The 21,594-nt window shown below is 40.4% G+C and carries 22 protein-coding genes; 20 read left to right on the top strand and 2 right to left on the bottom strand.

Annotated features, from left to right (window positions below; all coding sequences use genetic code 11):
• Positions 1 to 446: 446 nt before the first annotated feature.
• From RCG21_RS19755 to RCG21_RS19685, 15 genes are all read left to right on the top strand, one after another.
• On the top strand, positions 447 to 1,781 hold the full coding sequence (locus RCG21_RS19755) for an MFS transporter (protein WP_133335163.1): 1,335 nt from the start codon (positions 447 to 449) through the stop codon (positions 1,779 to 1,781).
• Positions 1,782 to 1,825: 44 nt separating this feature from the next.
• Positions 1,826 to 2,959 carry a 2-aminoethylphosphonate--pyruvate transaminase gene (gene phnW / locus RCG21_RS19750; RefSeq protein ID WP_133335165.1) on the top strand — a complete coding sequence of 378 codons (1,134 nt, stop codon included), beginning with the start codon at positions 1,826 to 1,828 and terminating at the stop codon, positions 2,957 to 2,959.
• A gap of 125 nt (positions 2,960 to 3,084) precedes the next feature.
• Entirely contained in the window at positions 3,085 to 3,876 is a 792-nt protein-coding gene (locus RCG21_RS19745; RefSeq protein WP_133335167.1) for a DeoR/GlpR family DNA-binding transcription regulator, read from the top strand.
• Positions 3,877 to 3,934: 58 nt separating this feature from the next.
• The gene (locus tag RCG21_RS19740; RefSeq protein WP_133335169.1) at positions 3,935 to 4,453 is read left to right on the top strand and encodes an MgtC/SapB family protein; all 519 of its coding nucleotides are present in this window, start codon (positions 3,935 to 3,937) and stop codon (positions 4,451 to 4,453) included.
• A 204-nt stretch (positions 4,454 to 4,657) separates the two neighbouring features.
• A complete protein-coding gene (locus tag RCG21_RS19735; RefSeq protein WP_133335171.1) occupies positions 4,658 to 5,854 on the top strand; it encodes a saccharopine dehydrogenase family protein in 1,197 nt (398 codons plus the stop codon).
• Positions 5,855 to 6,180: 326 nt separating this feature from the next.
• Positions 6,181 to 6,972, top strand: a complete 792-nt coding sequence (phnX, locus tag RCG21_RS19730; RefSeq protein ID WP_308914286.1) for a phosphonoacetaldehyde hydrolase — start codon at positions 6,181 to 6,183, stop codon at positions 6,970 to 6,972.
• Between the two features lie 72 nt (positions 6,973 to 7,044).
• A complete protein-coding gene (locus RCG21_RS19725; protein ID WP_308913671.1) occupies positions 7,045 to 7,554 on the top strand; it encodes a BMC domain-containing protein in 510 nt (169 codons plus the stop codon).
• Positions 7,554 to 9,029, top strand: coding sequence for an acetaldehyde dehydrogenase (acetylating) (locus tag RCG21_RS19720; protein WP_133335175.1), 1,476 nt, complete (start codon positions 7,554 to 7,556; stop codon positions 9,027 to 9,029). The genes RCG21_RS19725 and RCG21_RS19720 overlap by 1 nt, the downstream gene beginning before the upstream one ends.
• A 13-nt stretch (positions 9,030 to 9,042) precedes the next feature.
• Positions 9,043 to 9,324: a BMC domain-containing protein gene (locus RCG21_RS19715; RefSeq protein WP_026576311.1), complete on the top strand. Its 282-nt coding sequence runs from the start codon at positions 9,043 to 9,045 to the stop codon at positions 9,322 to 9,324.
• Positions 9,325 to 9,327: 3 nt separating this feature from the next.
• Positions 9,328 to 10,110: a phosphate propanoyltransferase gene (pduL, locus tag RCG21_RS19710; RefSeq protein WP_308913670.1), complete on the top strand. Its 783-nt coding sequence runs from the start codon at positions 9,328 to 9,330 to the stop codon at positions 10,108 to 10,110.
• A 20-nt stretch (positions 10,111 to 10,130) separates the two neighbouring features.
• Positions 10,131 to 10,934 (top strand): hypothetical protein, encoded by an 804-nt coding sequence (locus tag RCG21_RS19705; RefSeq protein WP_308914285.1) that lies wholly within the window; start codon positions 10,131 to 10,133, stop codon positions 10,932 to 10,934.
• 6 nt (positions 10,935 to 10,940) lie between these two features.
• Positions 10,941 to 11,216, top strand: coding sequence for a EutN/CcmL family microcompartment protein (locus tag RCG21_RS19700; protein WP_308913669.1), 276 nt, complete (start codon positions 10,941 to 10,943; stop codon positions 11,214 to 11,216).
• 459 nt (positions 11,217 to 11,675) lie between these two features.
• Complete coding sequence (gene pbfA, locus RCG21_RS19695; RefSeq protein WP_133335181.1) at positions 11,676 to 13,022, top strand: (R)-1-hydroxy-2-aminoethylphosphonate ammonia-lyase; 1,347 nt, start codon at positions 11,676 to 11,678, stop codon at positions 13,020 to 13,022.
• A 175-nt stretch (positions 13,023 to 13,197) separates the two neighbouring features.
• Positions 13,198 to 14,823, top strand: coding sequence for an ATP-binding protein (locus RCG21_RS19690; RefSeq protein WP_308913668.1), 1,626 nt, complete (start codon positions 13,198 to 13,200; stop codon positions 14,821 to 14,823).
• A 133-nt stretch (positions 14,824 to 14,956) separates the two neighbouring features.
• Positions 14,957 to 15,439: a PaaI family thioesterase gene (locus RCG21_RS19685; RefSeq protein ID WP_308913667.1), complete on the top strand. Its 483-nt coding sequence runs from the start codon at positions 14,957 to 14,959 to the stop codon at positions 15,437 to 15,439.
• Between the two features lie 125 nt (positions 15,440 to 15,564).
• Here RCG21_RS19685 and RCG21_RS19680 read toward each other — a convergent pair whose 3' ends face one another.
• Positions 15,565 to 16,455, bottom strand: a complete 891-nt coding sequence (locus tag RCG21_RS19680) for a TetR/AcrR family transcriptional regulator (RefSeq protein WP_308913666.1) — start codon at positions 16,453 to 16,455, stop codon at positions 15,565 to 15,567.
• 336 nt (positions 16,456 to 16,791) lie between these two features.
• Here RCG21_RS19680 and RCG21_RS19675 point away from each other — a divergent pair, with 336 nt between their 5' ends.
• The 3 genes from RCG21_RS19675 to RCG21_RS19665 all read left to right on the top strand — a co-directional run bounded on the left by RCG21_RS19675 (position 16,792) and on the right by RCG21_RS19665 (position 19,714).
• A complete protein-coding gene (locus tag RCG21_RS19675; protein ID WP_308913665.1) occupies positions 16,792 to 18,318 on the top strand; it encodes a DHA2 family efflux MFS transporter permease subunit in 1,527 nt (508 codons plus the stop codon).
• A gap of 124 nt (positions 18,319 to 18,442) precedes the next feature.
• A complete protein-coding gene (locus RCG21_RS19670; RefSeq protein WP_308913664.1) occupies positions 18,443 to 18,898 on the top strand; it encodes a branched-chain amino acid aminotransferase in 456 nt (151 codons plus the stop codon).
• A 48-nt stretch (positions 18,899 to 18,946) separates the two neighbouring features.
• The gene (locus tag RCG21_RS19665) at positions 18,947 to 19,714 is read left to right on the top strand and encodes a cobalamin-binding protein (RefSeq protein ID WP_133335193.1); all 768 of its coding nucleotides are present in this window, start codon (positions 18,947 to 18,949) and stop codon (positions 19,712 to 19,714) included.
• 41 nt (positions 19,715 to 19,755) lie between these two features.
• Here RCG21_RS19665 and RCG21_RS19660 read toward each other — a convergent pair whose 3' ends face one another.
• Complete coding sequence (locus tag RCG21_RS19660) at positions 19,756 to 20,055, bottom strand: hypothetical protein (protein ID WP_133335195.1); 300 nt, start codon at positions 20,053 to 20,055, stop codon at positions 19,756 to 19,758.
• Between the two features lie 267 nt (positions 20,056 to 20,322).
• Here RCG21_RS19660 and RCG21_RS19655 point away from each other — a divergent pair, with 267 nt between their 5' ends.
• Together RCG21_RS19655 and RCG21_RS19650 are read left to right on the top strand one after the other, a co-directional pair.
• The gene (locus RCG21_RS19655) at positions 20,323 to 20,835 is read left to right on the top strand and encodes a YbaK/EbsC family protein (protein WP_133335197.1); all 513 of its coding nucleotides are present in this window, start codon (positions 20,323 to 20,325) and stop codon (positions 20,833 to 20,835) included.
• A gap of 144 nt (positions 20,836 to 20,979) precedes the next feature.
• On the top strand, positions 20,980 to 21,588 hold the full coding sequence (locus tag RCG21_RS19650) for a chromate transporter (protein WP_308913663.1): 609 nt from the start codon (positions 20,980 to 20,982) through the stop codon (positions 21,586 to 21,588).
• The last annotated feature ends 6 nt before the right edge of the window (positions 21,589 to 21,594 follow it).

The following is a 21,594-nucleotide window of genomic DNA, read 5'->3' as shown; positions in this document are numbered from 1 at the left end:
TGGAAATGGTCTTCAAAAGAGGGATGAAGACCAAAACTCATATTGTTCGCTGAAGAAATGGTCTTCAAAAGAGGGATGAAGACCAAAGCTTATAATGTTCGCTGAAGAAATGGTCTTCAAAGACGGGATGAAGACCAAAACTCAAGAGGCCCGCAGTGGAAATGGTCTTCAAAGGAGGGATGAAGACCAAAACTCATAATGTTCACTGAAGAAATGGTCTTCAAAGGATACGCCAAGTCCAAAACGCTTGAAGGCATAAAGAAAACCAAAAAAATTGAAATACTAGGGCCTATTTCTTAAAAAGTACCAATAAAAACAAATAAAAACAAACTAAATATCTAAAAAACTATTCACAATTATCTGAAAACATGGTATTCTTATTTACAAGATACGTAACGAAAGCGTTTGCAGACGTAGCTTAGTCCCAGAAAAACAGGAGGTTGTATATGACGACAAAAGTTCATTCAAAGAAGGTGAGGGTAAAAGCATTAGTTGCTAGTTTGATAGGGAGTTCAATCGAATATTATGATTACCTTCTCTATGGTACAGTAGCTGCACTTGTGTTTAACAAACTTTTTTTTCCAAACTTCGATCCGACGGTAGGGCTTCTGATTGCATTAGCATCGTTTGGAATTCCTTACTTCTTCCGACCGCTTGGAGGAGTAATCTTCAGTCATATCGGTGATCGGCTTGGGAGGAAAAAATCATTAGTTTTAACCCTTGGAATCATGGGAATAAGCACTGCGCTTATTGGAGTATTACCGGTCTATGAAAATATCGGTGCATGGGCTCCGATATTACTTGTTGCACTGAGGCTCATTCAAGGGATTGCCGTCGGCGGTGAATGGGGAGGCGCTGTCCTTTTAGCAGTGGAATATTCCGAGAAAAAGAAGCGCGGGTTTGCCGGCAGTGTACCAATGATGGGCGCAGCAGTCGGGATGATATTAGCCACGGCTACCATCTCTTTAATGAGATTACTGCCGGATGCACAGTTCCTGGCATGGGGCTGGAGAGTTCCGTTTGTCGCAAGCCTATTACTTGTTATTCTTGGCTTGTGGATTCGGAATGGTTTAGAAGAGACACCGGATTTCCAAAAGGCAAAAGATGAAGGAAACGTCTCCAAATTACCGATTGCGGATACCTTTAAAAATCACTGGAAAGAAGTGATCTTAACAACTGGTGCAAAGGCCATCGAGACCGCACCCTTTTATATCTTTGCAACCTTTGGAATTTCTTACGCCACCAATACACTGAAGATGCCTGAAGGCCCTGTTTTAAATGCTGTAACCATTGGCACACTGATTTCCTTGGTCATGATTCCCACCATGGGACATTTGTCTGACCGGTTTGGACGAAAAAAAATATTCGTTATCGGGACAATCAGTGTCATTTTATTTTCCATGCCTTACTTCTTTTTGCTTTCAAAAAAATCAATCCTCTTATTAACCATTGCCGTTATGATCGGATATGCCATCTGGTCGATCATCACCTCAGTTTTAGGTACCATGTTTTCAGAAATGTTTCGTGCAGAAGTTCGCTATACCGGTATTTCAATGGGCTATCAGCTTGGAGCTGCCATCTTTGGCGGTACCGCCCCATTGATTGCTACATCATTGGTCACCGCTTTCCATGGTTCCTGGATTCCGGCTTCCATTTATTTGATGCTTCTCGGAGTCATGTCCCTTATTTGTGTGAGTCTTATGAAAACCATGAGTGATAAAGAAAAAAATAAGCCAAGAAAACAATCGAAACCATTGCTCACAAAGGCGGCTAATAAATAAAGAAACCTTGACCCTAAATAATATTTTTAAAGGAGAATATACGAATGAATAAAAATGATTTCACAAACAACCCATACTTATTGCTGACCCCGGGTCCCTTAACTACGACGGATACAGTAAAACTTGCGATGATGAAGGACTGGTGTACATGGGATGACGACTACAATAATATTGTCCAAGACATCCGAAAAAGGCTTGTTGGGCTTGCAACCGAATCAATTGATCAGTATTCAGCAGTATTAATGCAGGGAAGCGGGACCTTTAGTGTAGAATCCGTTATTGGTACGGTTTTACCTCGGGACGGAAAATTATTGGTCATTGCAAACGGAGTCTATGGAAGCCGAATCGTTAAAATCGCTAAAACGCTTGGGATAAATACTGTTGTTTTAGAAAGCGGTGAGGTGGAGGCTCTTGATTTAAATCGTTTAACAAATGAGCTGGAAAATGATTCGAAGATTTCCCATGTGGCGATCGTTCATTGCGAAACCACAACAGGCATGCTGAATCCAATTGAAAAAGTAAGTGAAATTGTTAAACGATACAACCGCGTGTTTATTGTCGATGCGATGAGCAGCTTCGGCGGTGTTGAAATGGATATCGCCTCGCTTAATATTGATTACCTCATCAGCAGTGCCAATAAATGTATTGAAGGTGTCCCTGGATTCGGGTTTGCGATTGTCAAAAAGGATGAATTTGAGAAGTGTAAAAATAATGCCAGGTCTGTTTCTTTAGATTTATATGATCAATGGAAAACGATGGAGGAACAAAATGGGAAGTGGCGCTTTACTTCGCCGACGCATGTTGTTCGTGCCTTTGCTCAAGCCTTAAAAGAGTTAGAGGTTGAAGGCGGAATCAAAATTAGAGCAAGCAGGTATAAGAATAATCAAATGGTTCTCTCCGAAGGAATGAAAAAGCTTCAATTTGAGCCAATCCTTCCTGGAGAATTGCAATCTCCAATCATTACTTCCTTTTATTATCCGGAGTCTGAAAAGTTCAACTTTAAAGTGTTCTATCAAAGGTTAAAAGAAAAAGGATTCGTGATTTATCCTGGAAAGGTTTCAGCCTTAGATACCTTCCGGATTGGGAATATCGGAAACGTTCATCAGAAGGATATTGAGGGTTTATTACAAGCAATCGAACAAAGCAGCTTTTGGCTCGACGCTGTTTCTAAGAATTAATCACCCAAAATCGATCTGTTTTTCACTATAATTTTGTTTTAGCAAATAAATAATCAAAATCATTCAATCTTTTTCCAATGTTATAGTAAAATTATAGTGGATATTTATATCGTGGGGTGAATGAGTTGTCATTAGCTGGGGAAGAAAGAAAAAGGAAAATACTTGAACTCCTTGAAATCAGCGGCAAAGTTAAAGTTAATGAATTGGCAGAAATATTGGAAGTTTCAACTGAAACCATTCGTAAATATTTAGATGAGTTACAGCAGGAAGAAAAATTAAAAAAGGTTTATGGCGGGGCAATCAATATATCCTTTTTTAATGAGGAGCCTCCAACTGTAGAAAGAGAGGTGACCCACTCTGAAGCCAAACAACGAATCGGAGAGTACGCAGCAAGCTTAATTACTGATAATGACGTCATTGCGATTGATGACGGAAGCACACCGCTGCAGCTCGTTAAAAACTTGCGTAAAAAGAGGAATTTAACGATTTTTACTACCTCAATTTCGGCTCTATCGGTGTTAATCGACTTGCACCAGCAAAATATTTTCACAGGTAAGATTATCATGCTTGGCGGGGAGATAAACACCACTCATCATCGTGTAACGGGGAGCTTTACGATCGAAATGCTGGAAAATCTATATGTAGATAAATATTTTATCTCAGCCGACGGTTTAACAAAAGAAACCGGAATTACCAGCTTTGATTCTTCTAAAGGAATGGTAACGAGAAAGTTAATTGATCATTCCAGCAAATCAATTGTCCTGATTGACCATTCCAAAGTGGGCAAACGGACTCATTATAAGATGGCTGATTTGCAGGATATTGATATCATCATTTCTGATAAAGAACACCCACAGGAATGGGAATATCTATTAAAAGAAAATCATGTAAAATGGCTAGTTGCCGACAAGAAATAAATGATCAATAGACTCTCTAAACCATTGGCAAACGAGCTCCCTGAAAAGGAGGATTAGAATGGAGCATTTGGGAGTCTTTTACGAAGAGCATCTTTTTAAAAATATTGAGATTTATCTTCGTTTAGTGATTAGCGCCCTCCTTGGGATGTTTATTGGCTGGGACCGCAGTGCCAAAAATAAGCCAGCGGGTTTAAAAACTTTTACCTATGTTTCCGTTTCATGTACACTCATTACACTCGTTTCCATTTATAGTGTGGAGGTTTTTGGCAGCTCTAACCCCAATAATCGTATGGATCCGATGAGGCTGACAGCGCAAATTGTTTCCGGGCTTGGCTTTTTGGGGGCTGGCTTGATTTTAAAGGATGGATTGCAGGTTAAAGGTTTAACATCTGCGGCGATGATTTTTTTTGCAGGTGGTGTTGGGATTGGTATAGGGGCTGGTTTTTATGGCTTGGTTTTTGCTTCGGTCCTAATTACTTTTATCCTAGCAAAAATAAGCCAGGTAATTGAACATCGTCATCTAATGACTATGGAAAAAGAAGAGGAAAAACACGGCTACCATCGAAGTTCAGGATAAAAGAAACGGCAGATTCTAGAATACTAGAATCTGCCGTTTTTCAATTTAAAAAACTCAACTGAAACAACAAATCAAAACCAAGTAAAATCGAATGAAAAAAAATTAAAAATAACAATTAAAACCAAGACAATCCAAATATTTTATGATACAATCAAATCAACTCAATAATTGAGTGAATATTTTAAATCTTCAGGGGGCGAAAAAATGAAAGTCTTTTGTTTGGGTGGAGCAGGGAGAATTTGCCGGGAAGCCGTTTTGGATCTTGTCGAGCATTCTGATTTTGATGTCATTACCATTGGTGACTTTAATGAGGAACTAGGCCTTGATTTAGTAAAGGAACTGAATGACCCCCGAGTGAATTTTGTAAAGGTAAATGTATTTAACCATGAGGAAACAGTTAAACAATTGAAAGGCTACGATATTGTCATGGATGGAACTACGATCACATTAAACGGCCTTTCTACTGCCTCTATTGCAGAAGCCGGCTGCCATGGAATCAATTTAAACGGCTTTGGAGCAGAGGATGAATTTTCCGAAATCTTTAAGAAACATAATCGAACCGCAGTTCCCGGTTTTGGAATGACCCCGGGTGTTACACAAATGATGGCGATGCACGCTGCCAACCAATTAGATGAGGTAGAAACAGTGCGAGTAAGCCATGGCTCTTTCCGTCCAATTGCATTTTCAAAATCGATTACCGAAACCACCACCTACGAATACGACCCAGACCTTCCTGGACGAATCGTTTTTGAAAAAGGCGAATTCGTTCAAGTCCCTCCTTTCGCAAGACCAAGAAAAATTCAGCTTCCAGAGCCTTATGGCGAAACCATTCAATATATTATTCCGCATTCAGAAACTCGTACCCTAGCAAAAGCGCTTGCGAATAAAGGTGTAGAGCTGATTGAAGTGCGGGGAACCTGGCCAAAACAGAACATGCAATTAGTTCGTGCCCTCTATGATTACGGAATTATGCGCAACCCAAAGGTTGAAATCAACGGTCAAGAGGTTGGTGTCATGGATGTAATAGGTGAGTATCTCCTTCAATCAAAAGAAGGCCAAGAAACAGAGCTGTACGGATATTCGCTGCATATTGAAGCCGTTGGGAAAAAGGATGGAATACGGAAACGCCATATTTTATACCATACGCATCCTGCTAGTGACGGTTCTGTTAAAGGATGGGAAAAATTACGTGCGTATACCCGCAATGTCGGAATTCCAATGGCAATTGCGACCGAGTTAATTGCTAAAGGATTGGTTGAAAAAACAGGTGTACTTATTCCGGAAGAAGCATTTGAACCAACCGTCATTTTTGAAGAACTGAAAAAACGCGGCATCTATATTCACGAAGAAATTGAAATCGTTACCGAAAGCGTTGAAGAAGAAACAACGATCCAAGCATAACAATCTATAACTAGTCACAAGGCAGGTATTACATAAAAATAATTTTAAATGCCTGCCTTTAATAAAGAACTACCAACCAATAATTTATTTTTCCTTTTGCACATCTACGTGACGAAGACGATCGTATTGGTTGTTGATCCCGAATTAACGGGCAGTAAGACCCCCCATTCAAATCTTTGAGGGAACTAATAAGCTAAGTGGGGGATCAACTGCCGTAAAATCACGATTGGTTCAACTAACAATCAGTAGGGGATGAAAGGTACCCCCCACTGATTGAGTTTCACCTTATAAAGGAGGTTCGTCTTTTGAGTAATCCATCTCCCCAAATTGAAGCAGTTATTTTTGATTGGGCAGGAACCACAGTGGACTATGGCTGTTTTGCGCCATTGAATGTATTTTTAGAGATTTTTAGAAAAAGAGGAATCGAAGTAACGGATGAGGAGGCACGGGCACCAATGGGGCTTTTAAAATGGGATCATATTCGCGCCATGTGCGATATGGACCGGATTGCCCAATTGTGGAACGTAAAATTCGGCAAAGTACCAACGGATAAGGATGTCGATGATTTATATGCCGATTTTGAACCAATGCTGTTCGCAAGCCTCCGCAATTATTGCACACCAATCCCAGGGGCACTGGATTTAGTCGGAAGACTAAGACAGAAGGGAATAAAAATTGGGTCGACAACCGGTTATACATCGGAAATGATGGCGGTTGTTGCCCCTGAAGCAAAGAAAAAAGGCTATGCTCCAGATTACCTGTTTACACCTGATGATGCACAGGCAGGACGCCCGTATCCATGGATGTGTTACTTAAATGCTATGAATTTAGGGGTATTCCCAATGAAACATATTATCAAGGTTGGAGATACGGTTAGTGATATTAAAGAAGGCGTCAATGCTGGGGCTTGGAGCGTTGGTGTGATTAAAGGCGGAAGTGAACTAGGTTTAAAGGAAGAAGAAGTCAATTCAATGGATCCGGATTTATTGGCAGATAAGATGGAGGGTGTGGCGAAGCGTTTTAAAGACGCAGGTGCTCATTATGTGCTTGATAGTATTGGTGAATTAGATAAACTCATTCCGAAAATTAATCTGCGCCTGGCAAATGGTGATGATTAAGTGAAGTTTTTAAACTATAGGCCTTTGGTGGAATGATTCTATAAAAAGCCAAAAGGTGAAGAGGTGAATGGATTGCAAAAACATGCCTATGCACTGGGGATGATCGAAACAATAGGCTTTCCGGCACTGATTGCTGCGGCAGATGCTGCTTCAAAGGCAGCGGATGTAAGGGTTGTCACCTACCAGGGAGCAGATTCGGGTATAGTGACTATTTACATCATCGGCGATGTCGCAAGCGTAAAATCAGCTGTCGAGGTTGGGACAGAAGCTGCCAAAAGGGTTGGTCAACTACGTCATTCTCATGTCATTGCCAGACCAGATGACCATATCATTCAAATGCTTTTTCCGTCGCTATTAAAGAAAGCCGAGGAAAAATCGGAACCGTCAGAGCCTAAAGTAGTAAAAAATATAGACCAAGAAAAACCAAAGGAATGGACTAAAACTAGTCTTCAAGAGCTAAGAGAATTTGCTAATTCATACGAAGGTTTTCCTTTATCACTCCAAGAAATTTCTTCGGCTAAAAAAGAGGATTTAGTAAAACAGATTAGCAGGTTCCTAGCTGAGAAAGGTGGCGACAATTGATGTACTTGGATCAGGATCTGGAATCGATGCAAGAGGGGAGACGAAATCTCGAGCAAGCGAAACAAGCACAGAAAACGCTTGGCACTTTGACACAGGACCAAGTGGATCAAATTGTTCACAGAATGGCCCAAGCGGCCATCAGGGAAGCAGGCAGGCTTGCGGCATTAGCGGTGGAAGAAACAGGGTATGGAAAGGTTGAGGATAAGAGGGTCAAAAACCTTTTTGCAGCGAATGAAGTGTATGAATCGATAAAAGATAAGAAAACAGTGGGAATCATTGCCCGTAACGAGGAGAAGCAGGTTTGGGAAGTGGCTGAACCAGTGGGCACGATTGCAGCGGTTATTCCTTCGACAAACCCAACTTCAACTGTGATATTTAAAGCTTTGATTGCAATGAAATCAAGAAATGCCATCGTTTTTAGCCCGCATCCTTCTGCAGCAAAATGTACGAATGAAGCGGTAAAGGTGATGAAGGAAGCAGCAGTGGCAGCAGGTGCACCCGATGGAGCCATTTCCTGTATTTCAAACCCGACGCTATCTTCGGTCCAGGAAGTCATGAATCATACACTGACTGATTTGATTTTAGCGACGGGTGGTCCGGGTATGGTAAAGGCAGCCTATAGCTCAGGGAAACCTGCCTATGGAGTTGGACCCGGGAATGTACCAGTGTATATCCACTCAAGTGCAAATATTGGGAAAGCAGTCAGTCAAATTGTTCAGAGTAAAACCTTTGATTATGGAATCATCTGCGCCTCAGAACAGGCACTAGTGGTGGACGGGTCCGTTAAACGAAAGGTTAAAGCGGTTCTAGAAAAACAAGGAGCGTATTTCCTTGATGACTATGAAAAGAAAAAGCTAGAAGAGCTTATTTTGAAGAATGGAAGTTTGAATCCGGCGATTGTTGGAAAATCCCCGCAAGAATTAGCACAATTGGCGGGAATACTCATTTCAGAGGATACAAGATTGCTAGTGGCAGAGGAGGCCAAGGTTGGTAAAGCATACCCGTTTTCTCTTGAAAAGCTTTCTCCAATTCTTGCTTTTTATACGGTTGAAGGCTGTTCCGAGGCAGGTAAAGTGTGTAATGAATTATTAGAACTCGGTGGTTTAGGGCATACGATGGGGATTCATTGTGAAGATAAACAAATTGTTGAAAGCTTTAGTCTTTCACAAAACGTCTCGCGTGTTGTCGTAAATTCAGGGACGACATTTGGTGGAATCGGTGCGACAACCGGTATTTCACCATCGATGACACTTGGCTGTGGGACCTACGGAAACAATATTTCGTCTGACAATATTGGTCCTGAGCATTTATTGAATATAAAACGGATTGCCTTTGGTATTAGGGAGATGAAAAATGAAGCCCCAGCAGTGACTTCAGGTTCACAGCAAACAGTTACAAACAATGAGACGCTTATTTCTAAAGCTGAGGTTATGGAAATCGTAAAGAGTATTTTAAAAGAATTAAATTTTAAATGAGGAGGAATAAACAATGAGTGGAGAAGCATTAGGAATGATTGAAACAAAGGGTTTGGTTGGGGCTGTTGAGGCAGCTGATGCGATGGCAAAGGCAGCAAATGTAAGATTAATTGGAAAGGTTCATGCCGGAGGCGGGCTTGTGACCGTTATGGTTCGCGGAGATGTTGGAGCGGTAAAAGCTTCCGTAGATGCTGGAGCTGCTGCAGCAGAAAGTGTCGGCGAATTGGTTTCAGTCCATGTAATTCCACGCCCGCATTCGGATATTGAGTTGATTCTTCCGAAATTGGAAGGATAGACGATGACGATTATTACGGAATCCAAACTTAGAGCCATGCTGAAAAATGGGATTCCTAATCCTTTCACCCTTGGCGAGGGGGAAAAACTTACCCCTTCTGCCAGGGATTTTCTTCGCGAAAGACGGATTGTTGTAAAGCAACAGCACAGGATTAAAAAGGCAGCGTCTGTGGATGAAATGGCTGAAAGCCCTTTAATTCCTGTAGGCGTATCTAACCGGCATGTCCATTTATCATTGGCAGATCTGGAGGCCTTATTTGGAAACGGTTATTTGTTAACACCGTTTCGGGAGTTATCACAGCCGGGTCAATTTGCTGCCAAGGAGCAGGTTACCTTACTGGGTCCAAAGGGGATTATCCAAAATGTAAGAATTCTTGGACCTGCTAGGGGAGAAACACAGGTGGAAATTTCCATAACCGATGGATTTCAATTAGGAGTCCATCCCCCTGTCCGCTTATCCGGTTCGATTGAAGGCACACCCGGACTGACCCTTGTTGGTCCAAAAGGATGTGTGGTGATGGAAAAAGGGGTAATTGTTGCGAAACGCCATGTTCATCTTTCGCCTGATGATGCAAAAGAATTCAATGTGGAGCAGGGGGATCGACTATTGCTCGAAACCGTCGGAGACCGGCGGATTATTTTTTCGGATGTGGTTGTTCGTGTGAATCCTTCTTATCGTAGGGATTTCCATGTAGATCTCGACGAGGGGAATGCGGCGGGTTTAAAAACGGGTGACCTTGTTAAAATCATTGGAAAAAATGATCAGTTTAATTGGCAAGGGAGGTGAGGAGCATCGATATTCGAGTGATGATTGAGTCGGTTGTGAAGGAAGTTGTCCAATCGATGAAAGTCGAAAAGGAAAAAGAGCAGATCGGGAAAGTGTTATTCGTTTTTTGTGATAGTTCGGCACATGAGCCGTTTGCTGATCAGTTTATTAAATTAAAGAACCATAAAATCGGGTATGACTTGTTATTTTTAGATGGTGAAACTTCTTCCTGGCTGGGGATGCAGCGAATTGAGTCAAGCGGTTCTGATCGAATTATCGCGGCTGATGAATATTCTCCTGCTGCGATCGAACTGCCGCAGGAATACGATGGAATCGTTATTCCGGAAATTGATTTGGATAATGCAGCGAGAATCGTAACCGGCTTAAAAGGTACAATTAAAGCTGAATTGATTTTTTCGGCGATTATCTTGGAAAAGTTTCTTATTGTTGGGGATGATACCCCTGGAATTAAGAGAGCCGACCGCCGTTGTTTAAAAGCACTTTCTTTACCAGGACCTTACCGGAAACGGTTTGAATCCTATGTGGAAGGGTTGAAGGAGCTAGGTATAGAGTTTTTGCCGCAAATGGAGTTAGCAGATGCGGTAATTGATAAATTCGGTGATCGCCTGGCAAAGTCGCCAGCTGCTAAAACGGAAGAAATAAATCATGCAGATGATGGAGGTTTGACCTTCACGAAAAAACTTCTCACCCCCGAATGGATTAAGGCCCAGCAGGAATTCCCAAATCATATCCTTACCCTTCCAAAAGGCGTTATTATTTCCCCTTTGGCAAAGGATTTGTTAAAGGAGAAAAAATTGACCATCAAGTATATCGGTAAAGGATGATGTAGAGTGCGGCTAGCGAGGGTTGAAGGGAGTATCTGGGCGATTCAAAAGGAAAAGGGAATGGAAAACATCAAACTTCTCATTGTTCAGCCCATAAATGTGGAAAAACAACCTGAGGGAAATGTCATCATTGCGATGGACCGAATTGGTGCCGGAATTGGTGAATTTGTCATTATTACGCAGGGGACACCCGCACAAAAATTGATGGGCGAAAAGGGCACCCCCATTGATGCAGCGATTGTGGGAATTGTCGATTCTTTAGAGGTACCTATTGATCAATAAAGTAGGCTTTTGAAGGACAAAACCAGTAGTGAAATCAAAGAAAGTGTCCTTCTATCGGGTCTGGAAGGACAAAACCAGTTGTGAAACCAAGGAAAGTGTCGTTCTATCGGGTCTGGAAGGACAAAACCAGTATTGAAATCAAAGAAGGAGTCCTACTACAAGGTCTGGAAGGACAAAACCAGTTGTGAAACCAAGGAAAGTGTCGTTCTATCGGGTCTGGAAGGACAAAACCAGTATTGAAATCAAAGAAGGAGTCCTTCTACAAGGTCTGGAAGGACAAAACAAGTAGTGAAACCAAGGGAAGTGTCCTTCTATTGAAGCTGGAAGGACCAATCTAGTCGCCAAATCAAGAGAAGTTTTCTTAAAAGGAATCTGAAAGGACAAAACAAGCAGTGAATTCAAAGAAGTGTCCTTAAAAAAGCTTTGTTACAAAGGTGGTGTTATCAAGGAGTGGCAAATATGAGAAACCTTGATTCAGAGCTATTAAGAACAGAAGGAGATATTAATTTATCTCAAAATCGTAAAGAATGGCAGGAGCGCCATCTAAGTGAGCAAGCCTTTCAACTTTTAGAAGAGGATTCCGAATTTTATCTGCACCAGTCGCTTTCCACCCCTTGCTTAAATGTGATTGAAAAAAGCTACGGGATTTACCTTGAAGATATTGATGGAAGAAAATATATGGATTTTCATGGGAACAGCGTTCACCAGGTTGGGTATGGAAATCAGTACGTGATCAAGGCGGTCAAGGATCAGTTGGATGTTCTACCTTTTTCCCCGCGCCGATACACGAACAACACAGCCATTCAACTGGCAAGAAAACTGGTGGAACTTGCTCCGGGACATTTAAATAAAGTACTTTTAGCGCCAGGCGGGGCATCTGCTGTAAGTATGGCTTTGAAGCTCGTCCGTAAGGCAACCGGAAAGTTTAAGACCATTTCAATGTGGGATTCCTTTCATGGAGCTAGTTTGGATGCGATATCTGTCGGCGGCGAAGCTATTTTTCGCAATGGAATGGGTCCGCTTATGCCAGGAACTCTACAGGTGATGCCGTATAATTCCTATAGATGTTTTTTCGGGGATCGTAATGCCAGCAATGAGAAGGGGCTGGATTATCTTGAGTATGTTATGGAGCGCGAAGGGGATATAGGTGCAATTATCCTTGAACCGATCAGGTGCACAGATGTACAAATACCACCAAAGGAATATCATCAACGATTAAGACAAATATGTGATACCCATGGAGTATTGTTGATTTATGACGAAATACCAACGGCACTGGGCCGAACAGGGGAAATGTTTGCCTTTGAAAATTATGGGGTCCTTCCAGATATTGTCCTGCTTGGCAAAGGACTTGGTGGAGGGGTATTTCCAATGGCAGCGATGCTTGCCCGCGAGGATTTAGATGTTGCCGGGGATATTGCTTTGGGACACTTTACACATGAAAAAAGCTCCCTTGGCTGTGCGGCCGCACTCGCCACCCTCCAGTATATCGAGGACTTCCGTTTGCTAGAGCGAGCAAACTCCTTAGGGGAATATATGAAAACTCGTTTGTTGGCCATGCAAAACCGATTTGAACTGATTGGGGATGTCCGCGGAATCGGTTTGCTATATGGGGTGGAGCTGGTTCTTAACCGTAAGACAAAAGCGAAGGCCGTTTCCGAAGCCGAACGAATCATGTATAAATGCATGGAAAAGGGATTAAGCTTTAAGGTATCACAGGGGAATGTACTAACCCTTGCCCCGCCATTAACTATTACTGAAAAAGAATTGGAACTGGCAATGGATATACTTGAGAAATCTTTTTAATGGTGGTACCGCCCGAATTTTACCGAAAAAAGTTGCTGCATTCCCAATCTGGCGGGCAGCAACTTTTTTAATTGAAAAGGGTGGGGGCATGCATAAAAGTATTTTTTTAGTATGGAAATGGTATTGGCTCTAGTTTATGATTAAAGAAGAATATATTAAGTTTGGGTGAATACATTTGATTCTATTAGACTACATTGTAAATCTCTCTATTTTTTCACTCATGGTCAGTACACCTTTGGTCATTCGTTCATTTAGTAGTCATCGGTCCCTAAAACAGTTAAGAATTTGGGTGGGGGTCTATGCAGGGGTCGTTTCCATTCTATTAGTAGCATTATCTATCCATCAGCAAGGTTATTCCTATGATATTCGGTATGCCCCGGTTATTTTGGTATTTGCCTATCTTGGACCAATAGCTGGCACCATCACTGGGGGATTCGCCCTGTTCGCTAGATTGTTTTCGAGTGGGCACTGGACACCGGCCATTATTGGCTGGATCTTAATTATGATAAGCTTTATCATCATTCATATTTTGACAAAGCGTCACCTGCCTGTAAAAAAATGCCTCTATCTATATGTTTCCTATGTGGTCATTTATATCGTCACTGTGCCGATTATCTTTAATGTTTTAAGACATGAACCTCTTTTTCACTTCCAATACATGCTTTTTGTCTTATTGGGGGTCATTCTTGGGGCATTATTGATTGAGTCATATGAGCGGCTCCATCGGATTATTATCGAAAAAAAGCAAATGGAGAAATCTTTAGCAGAGAGTGAATCTAATTATCGTTTAATTGCAGAAAATACTTCTGATCTCATTATGGTGATGAAACGCGACCATTCTGTTCAATATTTTTCACCTTCCCATGAACTTGTTTTGGGATATAGAGGAGTCAAGTTGGAAAAATTTGAATTATGTAAGTTCATTCACCCTGATGATGTTCGAATGTTTAGAGATACGATTGAGTGGATGTTTGAAAATAAAGCGTCCGTTTCGATGGAGTTCCGCTTTCATCATAAAGACGGTTATTGGATTGAGTTTGAATCTCGATGTATGCCGGTTGAATGTGAAAACAATTCTGTTGAACATATTGTGATTATCAGCAGGGATATATCTGAACGTAAAAAAGCCGAAGAAATTCTTCTTCAATCTGAAAAACTTTCCATTGTAGGGGAGTTAGCGGCCGGAGTGGCACACGAAATCCGAAATCCTTTAACAACAATTAAAGGCTTTATACAGTTATATAAAAAGGAAAAGGGTCCAATTGAATTTAATGAACTGCTTCTCAGTGAATTAGAGCGGATTGAAACGATAACAAGCGAACTGCTTTCATTGGGGAAACCGCAGGCCATCCAGCTTAAGAAAACGGATTTACGGGACTTGGTTGAAAGTATTCTTGAGCTTTTGGCACCGCAGGCGTTAATGAATAATATTCAATTTAAATTAACGTTCGAAAATCCAGATTTTCTGATTATTTGTGAGCGAAATCAATTAAAACAGGTATTTTTAAATCTCTTAAAAAATGCCTTTGAAGCGATGCCGGAAGGCGGGGAAATCCATGTCCACTTAAGAAATGGCATCGACGGAACGGTGATTATTTCCGTTCGCGACGAGGGCTGTGGGATTCCTGAAGAACTGCTGCCGCGCTTAGGTGAGCCTTTTTACACATTAAAGGAAAAAGGGACTGGACTTGGATTAATGATCTGTCACAAACTCATTAAGCAGCATCATGGCAGAATACATTATCAAAGTGAAATTGGAGAAGGTACACTGGTCGAAATCACTCTACCTGTAGCTAGCTAATGAAACAAAACAAGGAAGTATATCTCATAAATTGTAAGTACAACCAAAATAGTTTGTATAAAAGCCAGGAATCCTCCTGGCTCTATTTTTGCCCAAAATATGGTATAATTTTCTGAAAAAAGGAGGAGAGAGTGTGGTAGAAAAGGTGATCAAAGCGATTCAAGATGAATATCCGGATGATTTTGCCTGGTGTTATGGGTGTGGCCGTTTAAATGAGGAGGGTCACCATTTTCGCACCGGCTGGCAGGGAGACCAGACGGTAACGATTTATACACCTGAAGCAGCCCATTTGGCACTGCCAGGATTTGTTTATGGAGGGATTACTGCCTCTTTGATTGATTGCCATGGAACAGGTTCGGCGGCACTAGCACTACATCGAAAAAATGGTCATGAGGCTGGAGACGGGGTAGAACCGCCTCGATTTGTAACCGCTTCCTTAAAGGTGGATTTCATACAACCAACTCCGCATGGTGTCCCGTTAAAAGCAGTCGGAACAATTACTGAAATTCATCCGAAAAAGTGGAAAGTGGATGTAGAGGTCTTTGCAAATGATGAACTTTGTGCCCGCAGTGAAGTTGTTGCAGTTGTTATGCCAAGAACGTTTATAACTAAATAGTTTCATTAAAAAAGCAGTGAACTTCAATTAAGCTGAAATTCACTGCTTTCTTATCGGCTGAAAAGTCCACCCCATATGGACATAAGAAGCGAAAAGTCCACGGGCGGTGCCTGTCACTTATACCGTCACCCAAAATGGGCAATAAGCTTCTCCAGTTGCTGAAGTTCTTTTTCAGCAAAGGGTGATATTTCTGTTTTTAGAGTTGAGAGGGTACTCTCAATTAAATGTTTGCGTGGTGCTCTTATTTGCATGAGTTCATCTAGAATAAAGTCTAATAATTCAAGATATCTTTCTTGGTCCCCTTCATTTGGGCAGTTTTTCGTAATCATTTTCTTTAAAGAAGAACTTAATTGAAGCAGTTGGCCTTTTAATTCCTGTCCATTATTTTTACATTCCGGAATCCATTTTGCCAAAAGCTCCGGACTAATTAAGTAATCTCCAGCTTCCACGACCTCACCAACTATGCCTACCATCCGCTCAACACTATATCGGACAACCCGGCTGATATTGGTATTCGCACCATTAGCAAGGTGGTCGAAGTGGATATTTTGCTGCAGAATCCCCATAAACATGATGGCACAATCCATTAAATAAGCTTTTTTATCCTCACCAAATAAGTCAATAAATCGGTTATAGAGCCAGCGGAGCATGAAAAATTGTCCTCTTTTGAGAAATTCCTTCATTTCCGCATCATTCGAGAATAATACTTCCTCAAAAAGAGTGAAAAGTCGATTCTTTTTATTCGACCGCATTTGTATTTCCATTTGTTTAATAAAAATTTCAATATCAGCTGGGTCTTGTCCGATTAGTAACTCATTCCGCTCCCTGTCCATGTTATTAAAGATGGATTTAAAAATGGCTATTAATAATTCGTTTTTCGAAGAAAAATAATTATAGAAGGTTCCTTTCGAAATTCCGCTAAAATCCAAAATATCCTGAATAGATGTTGCTTGGAATCCCTTCTCAATAAATAATTCATGTGCTTTTTCAATCACGTGCTGCTTTCGATCTTTCATCTATATCACCTTAAATTCGATTTATCCCGCTTTAACGGGCAGTAGGACCATTCTTCGATAATTTAAAAATTGAAGATGCTTAGGTGAAGGTAACTGCCCGTAAAAGGCCAATTGGTTCAACTAACAATCAGTAGGGGATGGAAAACTCCCCCACTGATTGTTAGTTGAACCTTGTACCCCTTGTATAATTCTATAGTACATGATTTCCTTTATTAAAACAAACCTTATAAAAAGTTCAATTTTCTTGTTGCAAAAATTGAACTGCTGGTATATGATATTGTCTATGTGAAATAGCAGTACAAAAAAATGAACTGTTAGTTTATAGGGGGTAATACAATGGAGAATTCTGTTAAACCGATAGATCGTCCACCATGGGGGATTCTGGCAATCCTGATGATTGGCGCTTTTATTTCCATGCTAAACGAAACATTATTAAATGTAGCTTTACCATCCATAATGAAAGACCTTGAGGTTACTGCATCAACTGTTCAATGGCTTTCAACTGGATATATGCTTGTAAATGGAGTCATGATTCCCGCTACAGCCTTTTTAATCCAAAAGTATACAGCAAGACGTTTATTTTTAACAGCCATGAGTTTATTTTTAATTGGTACCATTCTTGCTGGTTTTGCAACTTCCTTTCCTGTTTTACTCGTGGCAAGGATGATTCAAGCCTCTGGATCTGCGATCATGATGCCTTTATTAATGAATGTCATGCTAACAAGCTTTCCTCCTGAAAAAAGAGGGGCTGCGATGGGGCTTTTCGGCTTAGTCTTTATTTTCGCTCCTGCAGTTGGCCCTACCTTATCAGGCTGGTTAATTGAACACTTTGACTGGAGAATGCTCTTCCATTTTGTTACACCGATTGCAGCAATTGTTCTTGTGATTGCAATCTTTTTACTAAAAGATAAAAAGAAAGATGTGGAAATCCGTCTTGATTTTCTATCCTTTTTATTATCAAGTATTGGTTTTGGCGGTTTATTGTATGGTCTTAGTTCCGCAGGGAATAAAGGCTGGGACAGTCAGCAAGTTTATATTACGATTATCGTAGGGGCAATAGCATTAGTCTTATTCATTTGGCGTCAATTAAAGCTTGAAGTACCGATGCTTAATTTCCGAATTTACAAGTATCCAATGTTCACATTATCATCGGCGATATCGATTGTCATTACGATGGCAATGTTTTCTGCGATGTTGCTTTTACCAATCTATGTTCAATCGATCCGCGGTATTTCGCCAATCAAGTCTGGATTACTCATGCTGCCTGGTTCAATTTTAATGGGGATTATGTCACCGATTACCGGTAAATTATTTGATAAATATGGCGGCCGTTTATTAGCTATTATTGGTTTATCGATTACGATTATCACAAGTTACTTCTTAAGCACCTTAACACTTCATACTACTTACACTGAGTTAATCCTAATTTACTCAGCAAGGATGTTTGGAATGTCGATGGTGATGATGCCGGTTATGACAAATGGATTAAACCAATTGCCTGCCCATCAATATCCGCATGGAACAGCAATGAACAGTACTCTGCAGCAAGTTTCAGGTGCAATTGGCTCGGCATTATTGGTTACCATCATGTCTAATCGTACAAAAACGCATGCAACTGACTTAGCAGCTTCAGCGATGAAGCATTTGACTGGTAAACCAACTCCTGAGGCAATGGCTGAAATGAAACAGCAAATTGCTATGAAAGCGATGCTTGAAGGAATTAATGATTCTTTCTTAGTGTCGGTTGGAATTGCTAGTATTGCGCTAATTCTTGCTTTCTTTATTAAAAGGGTTAAACCAGCAGGTAACCCGCATGGGGGAACAGCAGATAAAAAGGTTGTTACGAAATTAGCTGAAAATTAATGAGAAGGAAAACAGGGGATAGCGAGATTAAATCGTTGTTCCCTGTTTTGTTATTTTAAAAGTTGCTATCAAACGATGATTATTGGGATAATATAGTACAGTTAATAGAATTAGGAGGAATACGATGGCAAATCAACAACTTTTAGAAGATGCTTATATTGAACGCTGTGATAAGGAAACAGAAGAACTGATTGCTAAAGAAACATTTTCGTTTCTAACCCAGCCCCTTGATTACTTAAAAAAACATAAGAAGGAATTTTTATTCTTAGAGTCTAAACAATTTGATGCTATTCATGTCGATGCTGTTTCTTTAGAAGTAGATGATGTTTTTGGTACATATGATGTAATGTTAGGCCTTAGGTTTCAAAAGAAATTCGGTAATGTGTTAAAAGAGGAACTAAATCAAAATTTAAAAGGCAGTGAGGCTAAATTTGATTTATTGTTCAGCAATGAGGACGGGCTGTGGGATTTAAATTTTGCTTTGAATTATGTAGAGGGATATAGAGAAGATTTATCCATTGGAGAAGCTTTTGAGCTTATTCATCAATTTTTAGTAAAATTGGTTGAAAAAATCAAGTAAGCGTCTGATTTTGATCTTAAATTTATAGAAACATTGAGAGGTGAGACCGTGCGAGTTATATCTATATGCCCCAGTAACACAGAATTGATGGAATTTCTAGGATTAACACATCTTCTGGTGGGAGTTGATGATTTTTCTGATTGGCCGGCTCAGGTTGCAAATCTTCCAAGATTAGGTCCGGATTTATCGATTAACATGGATTTGGTCGAAGAGTTGAAACCAGATATGGTTTTAGCTTCTTTAAGTGTGCCTGGGATGGAAAAAAACGTGGAGGCACTTGTTGAAAGAGGAATCCCCCATCTTGTGTTAAATCCGCAGTCCCTATCTGACATTGAAGAAGATTTGATCAAAACGGCAGAGGTTCTGCAAAATCGAGAACGCGGAATCGAGGCAGCTAAGGAATTTCGGTCCAGAATAGAAAAGGTAAAAGAAAGAGGGAAGACGATTCAAGATCGGCCAGCGCTTTATTGGGAATGGTGGCCGAAACCGATTTTTACCCCGGGAAAAATCAATTGGCTGACCGAGATTTCAGAAATAGCGGGAGGAAGAAACATTTTTGCAGATGTTGAACTTGCTAGCATTCAGACTGATTGGGAGGATGTTTTATCTCGAAAGCCTGATTTTATTTGTCTAGCTTGGGTCGGCGTTCAAAAAGCGAAGGTTCAAAAAAATGTGGTTACGAAGCGTCCAAGCTTTGAAAAGCTAGATTATAAGAATGAAAGCCAAATTCTGATTTTGGAAGAAGAATTGTACTGCCGACCATCACCTCGATTAGTGGAGGGCCTTGAAAAACTTTATAAAATCATTCATCCATAATAAAAAGTCTTTGCGAAAATAAAATCGCAAAGACTTTTTTCTTAACTTAGGTCTTCATCCTGTATAGCAAAAGGAGACCCCGAAGAGGTATGTTGGTTTACCCAGCCAAGAGACATCTCGGAAACAGCCGCCCAATTTGGGATTTCATTACTATGCTGTTCAACCCAGCTCATGCAGAACTGTGGATCGATATTGTATTCTAGGCATTGGGATAAAAACGATTGAATGGTTGTTTCGGTACAGTTTTGCCATGAACCGCATGTATTAAGCCAAACATTTTCCATTTTCGTTTGTAAAGAAAGCTCATTTATAAAATTACTGAATTGATTTTCGTAAGTCATGTTAGACCTCCTTGTCATAAATTTCGTATTTTCTCACAAAGATACTTCATAAGTATGTCCAAGGAAAATTGAAAAAATTACTGTCCACTCTTATTTATATTCAAAAGGAAAATGGATGGCGATTCAAAATTGTAAGTAAAAAGTAATGACATTGATTAATAACGAAAAAGCACATGGGTTTAAATCACCTATGTGCCTCTTTTTATGTTTATTTTTTAAATTGTGATATTATTCTACATAAAAGTGATAGGGAAAGGATGAAATAAATTGTCATTAGAAAGTGTGAAGACTCATTTTAAACAATGGAATCGCGAGCAAGATATTATGGAATTCGAAACCTCTAGCGCAACAGTAGAATTGGCCGCAGAAGCCATTGGTGTAATTCCCGCTCGAATTGCGAAGTCATTATCCTTTAGGGGTGAAGAGGGAAAAGCTATTTTAATCGTCGCCGCAGGAGACGCAAAAATTGATAATAAAAAATTTCGCCAAACATTTGGCTTCAAAGCACGGATGTTAAATCCCGACGAAGTGCTTGAACAAACGGGACATGCGATTGGCGGGGTATGCCCTTTTGGATTAGCAAAGGATTTGGATGTGTTCCTGGATGTTTCTATGAAACGGTTTGATACCTTGTTTCCGGCTTGCGGCAGTACCAACTCTGCAATCGAATTGACCCTCGAAGAATTATCCCAATATTCCTTTGCGAAGGACTGGGTAGACGTTTGTAAAGGATGGCAGGGAGCAGAACTCGAAGAAAAAGTTATTCAACATCATAAATAAGCAGTGAAAATAAGCAGTCGTTTTTCAAACGACTGCTTATTTTTATGCGGATTTTGTAAATCTTCTGATAACAAAGGGAATCTATTATTTTTGTACTATAATAGAAAGGTAATCTCAATGCTTATTCGAGAAAGTTGGCTTGTGATGAAATCAAAGTTAAAATTATTAATTGTATTATTTTGGATCTTTTTTAAAATCGCCCCTGTAACGTTTGGCGGTGGTTATGCGATGATCCCATTAATTGAACGGCAATTTGTTCATAAAAAACAATGGCTGAACATGAAAGATGTTTCCGATATATTTGCCTTATCCGGGACAGCGCCGGGGGCGATTGCTGTGAATTGTGCCACTTTTATTGGTTATCGGTTTGGAGGTGTTTTGGGCGCCATTGCAGCTTTGGCAGGTGTTCTATTTCCAACCGTTATAATTGTATGTTTTCTCAGCATATTTTTTATTCTATTTAAGGATAATTCATATTTTGAGTCAGCTTTCCTTGGGATTCGTGCTGCTGTGGTTGCTTTAATCCTTTATGCGGCTATCGAAATATCAAAAACAGCTTTATTGGATAAATCAACCTTTATCCTCTGTGCAGGCATGGTTGTGATGATGCTTGTTTTTCATTTACACCCCATTATCGCGATTTTTTTAGGAGCATTATTCGGAATTATGATCGTCAAAGTGAAAAAGCGGTTAGGAATCGCTGTTCGATTAGAAAAAATACAGGAACCTCAAAAGGGTAAAAGAGCAGGGTAGGAGGGA

This window comes from Bacillus salipaludis (assembly GCF_030938565.1).
Taxonomy (GTDB): Bacteria; Bacillota; Bacilli; order Bacillales; family Cytobacillaceae; genus Neobacillus; species Neobacillus salipaludis_A.
The sequence above is the reverse complement of the archived record's forward strand: the minus strand, read 5'-3'. Positions and strand labels throughout refer to the sequence as shown.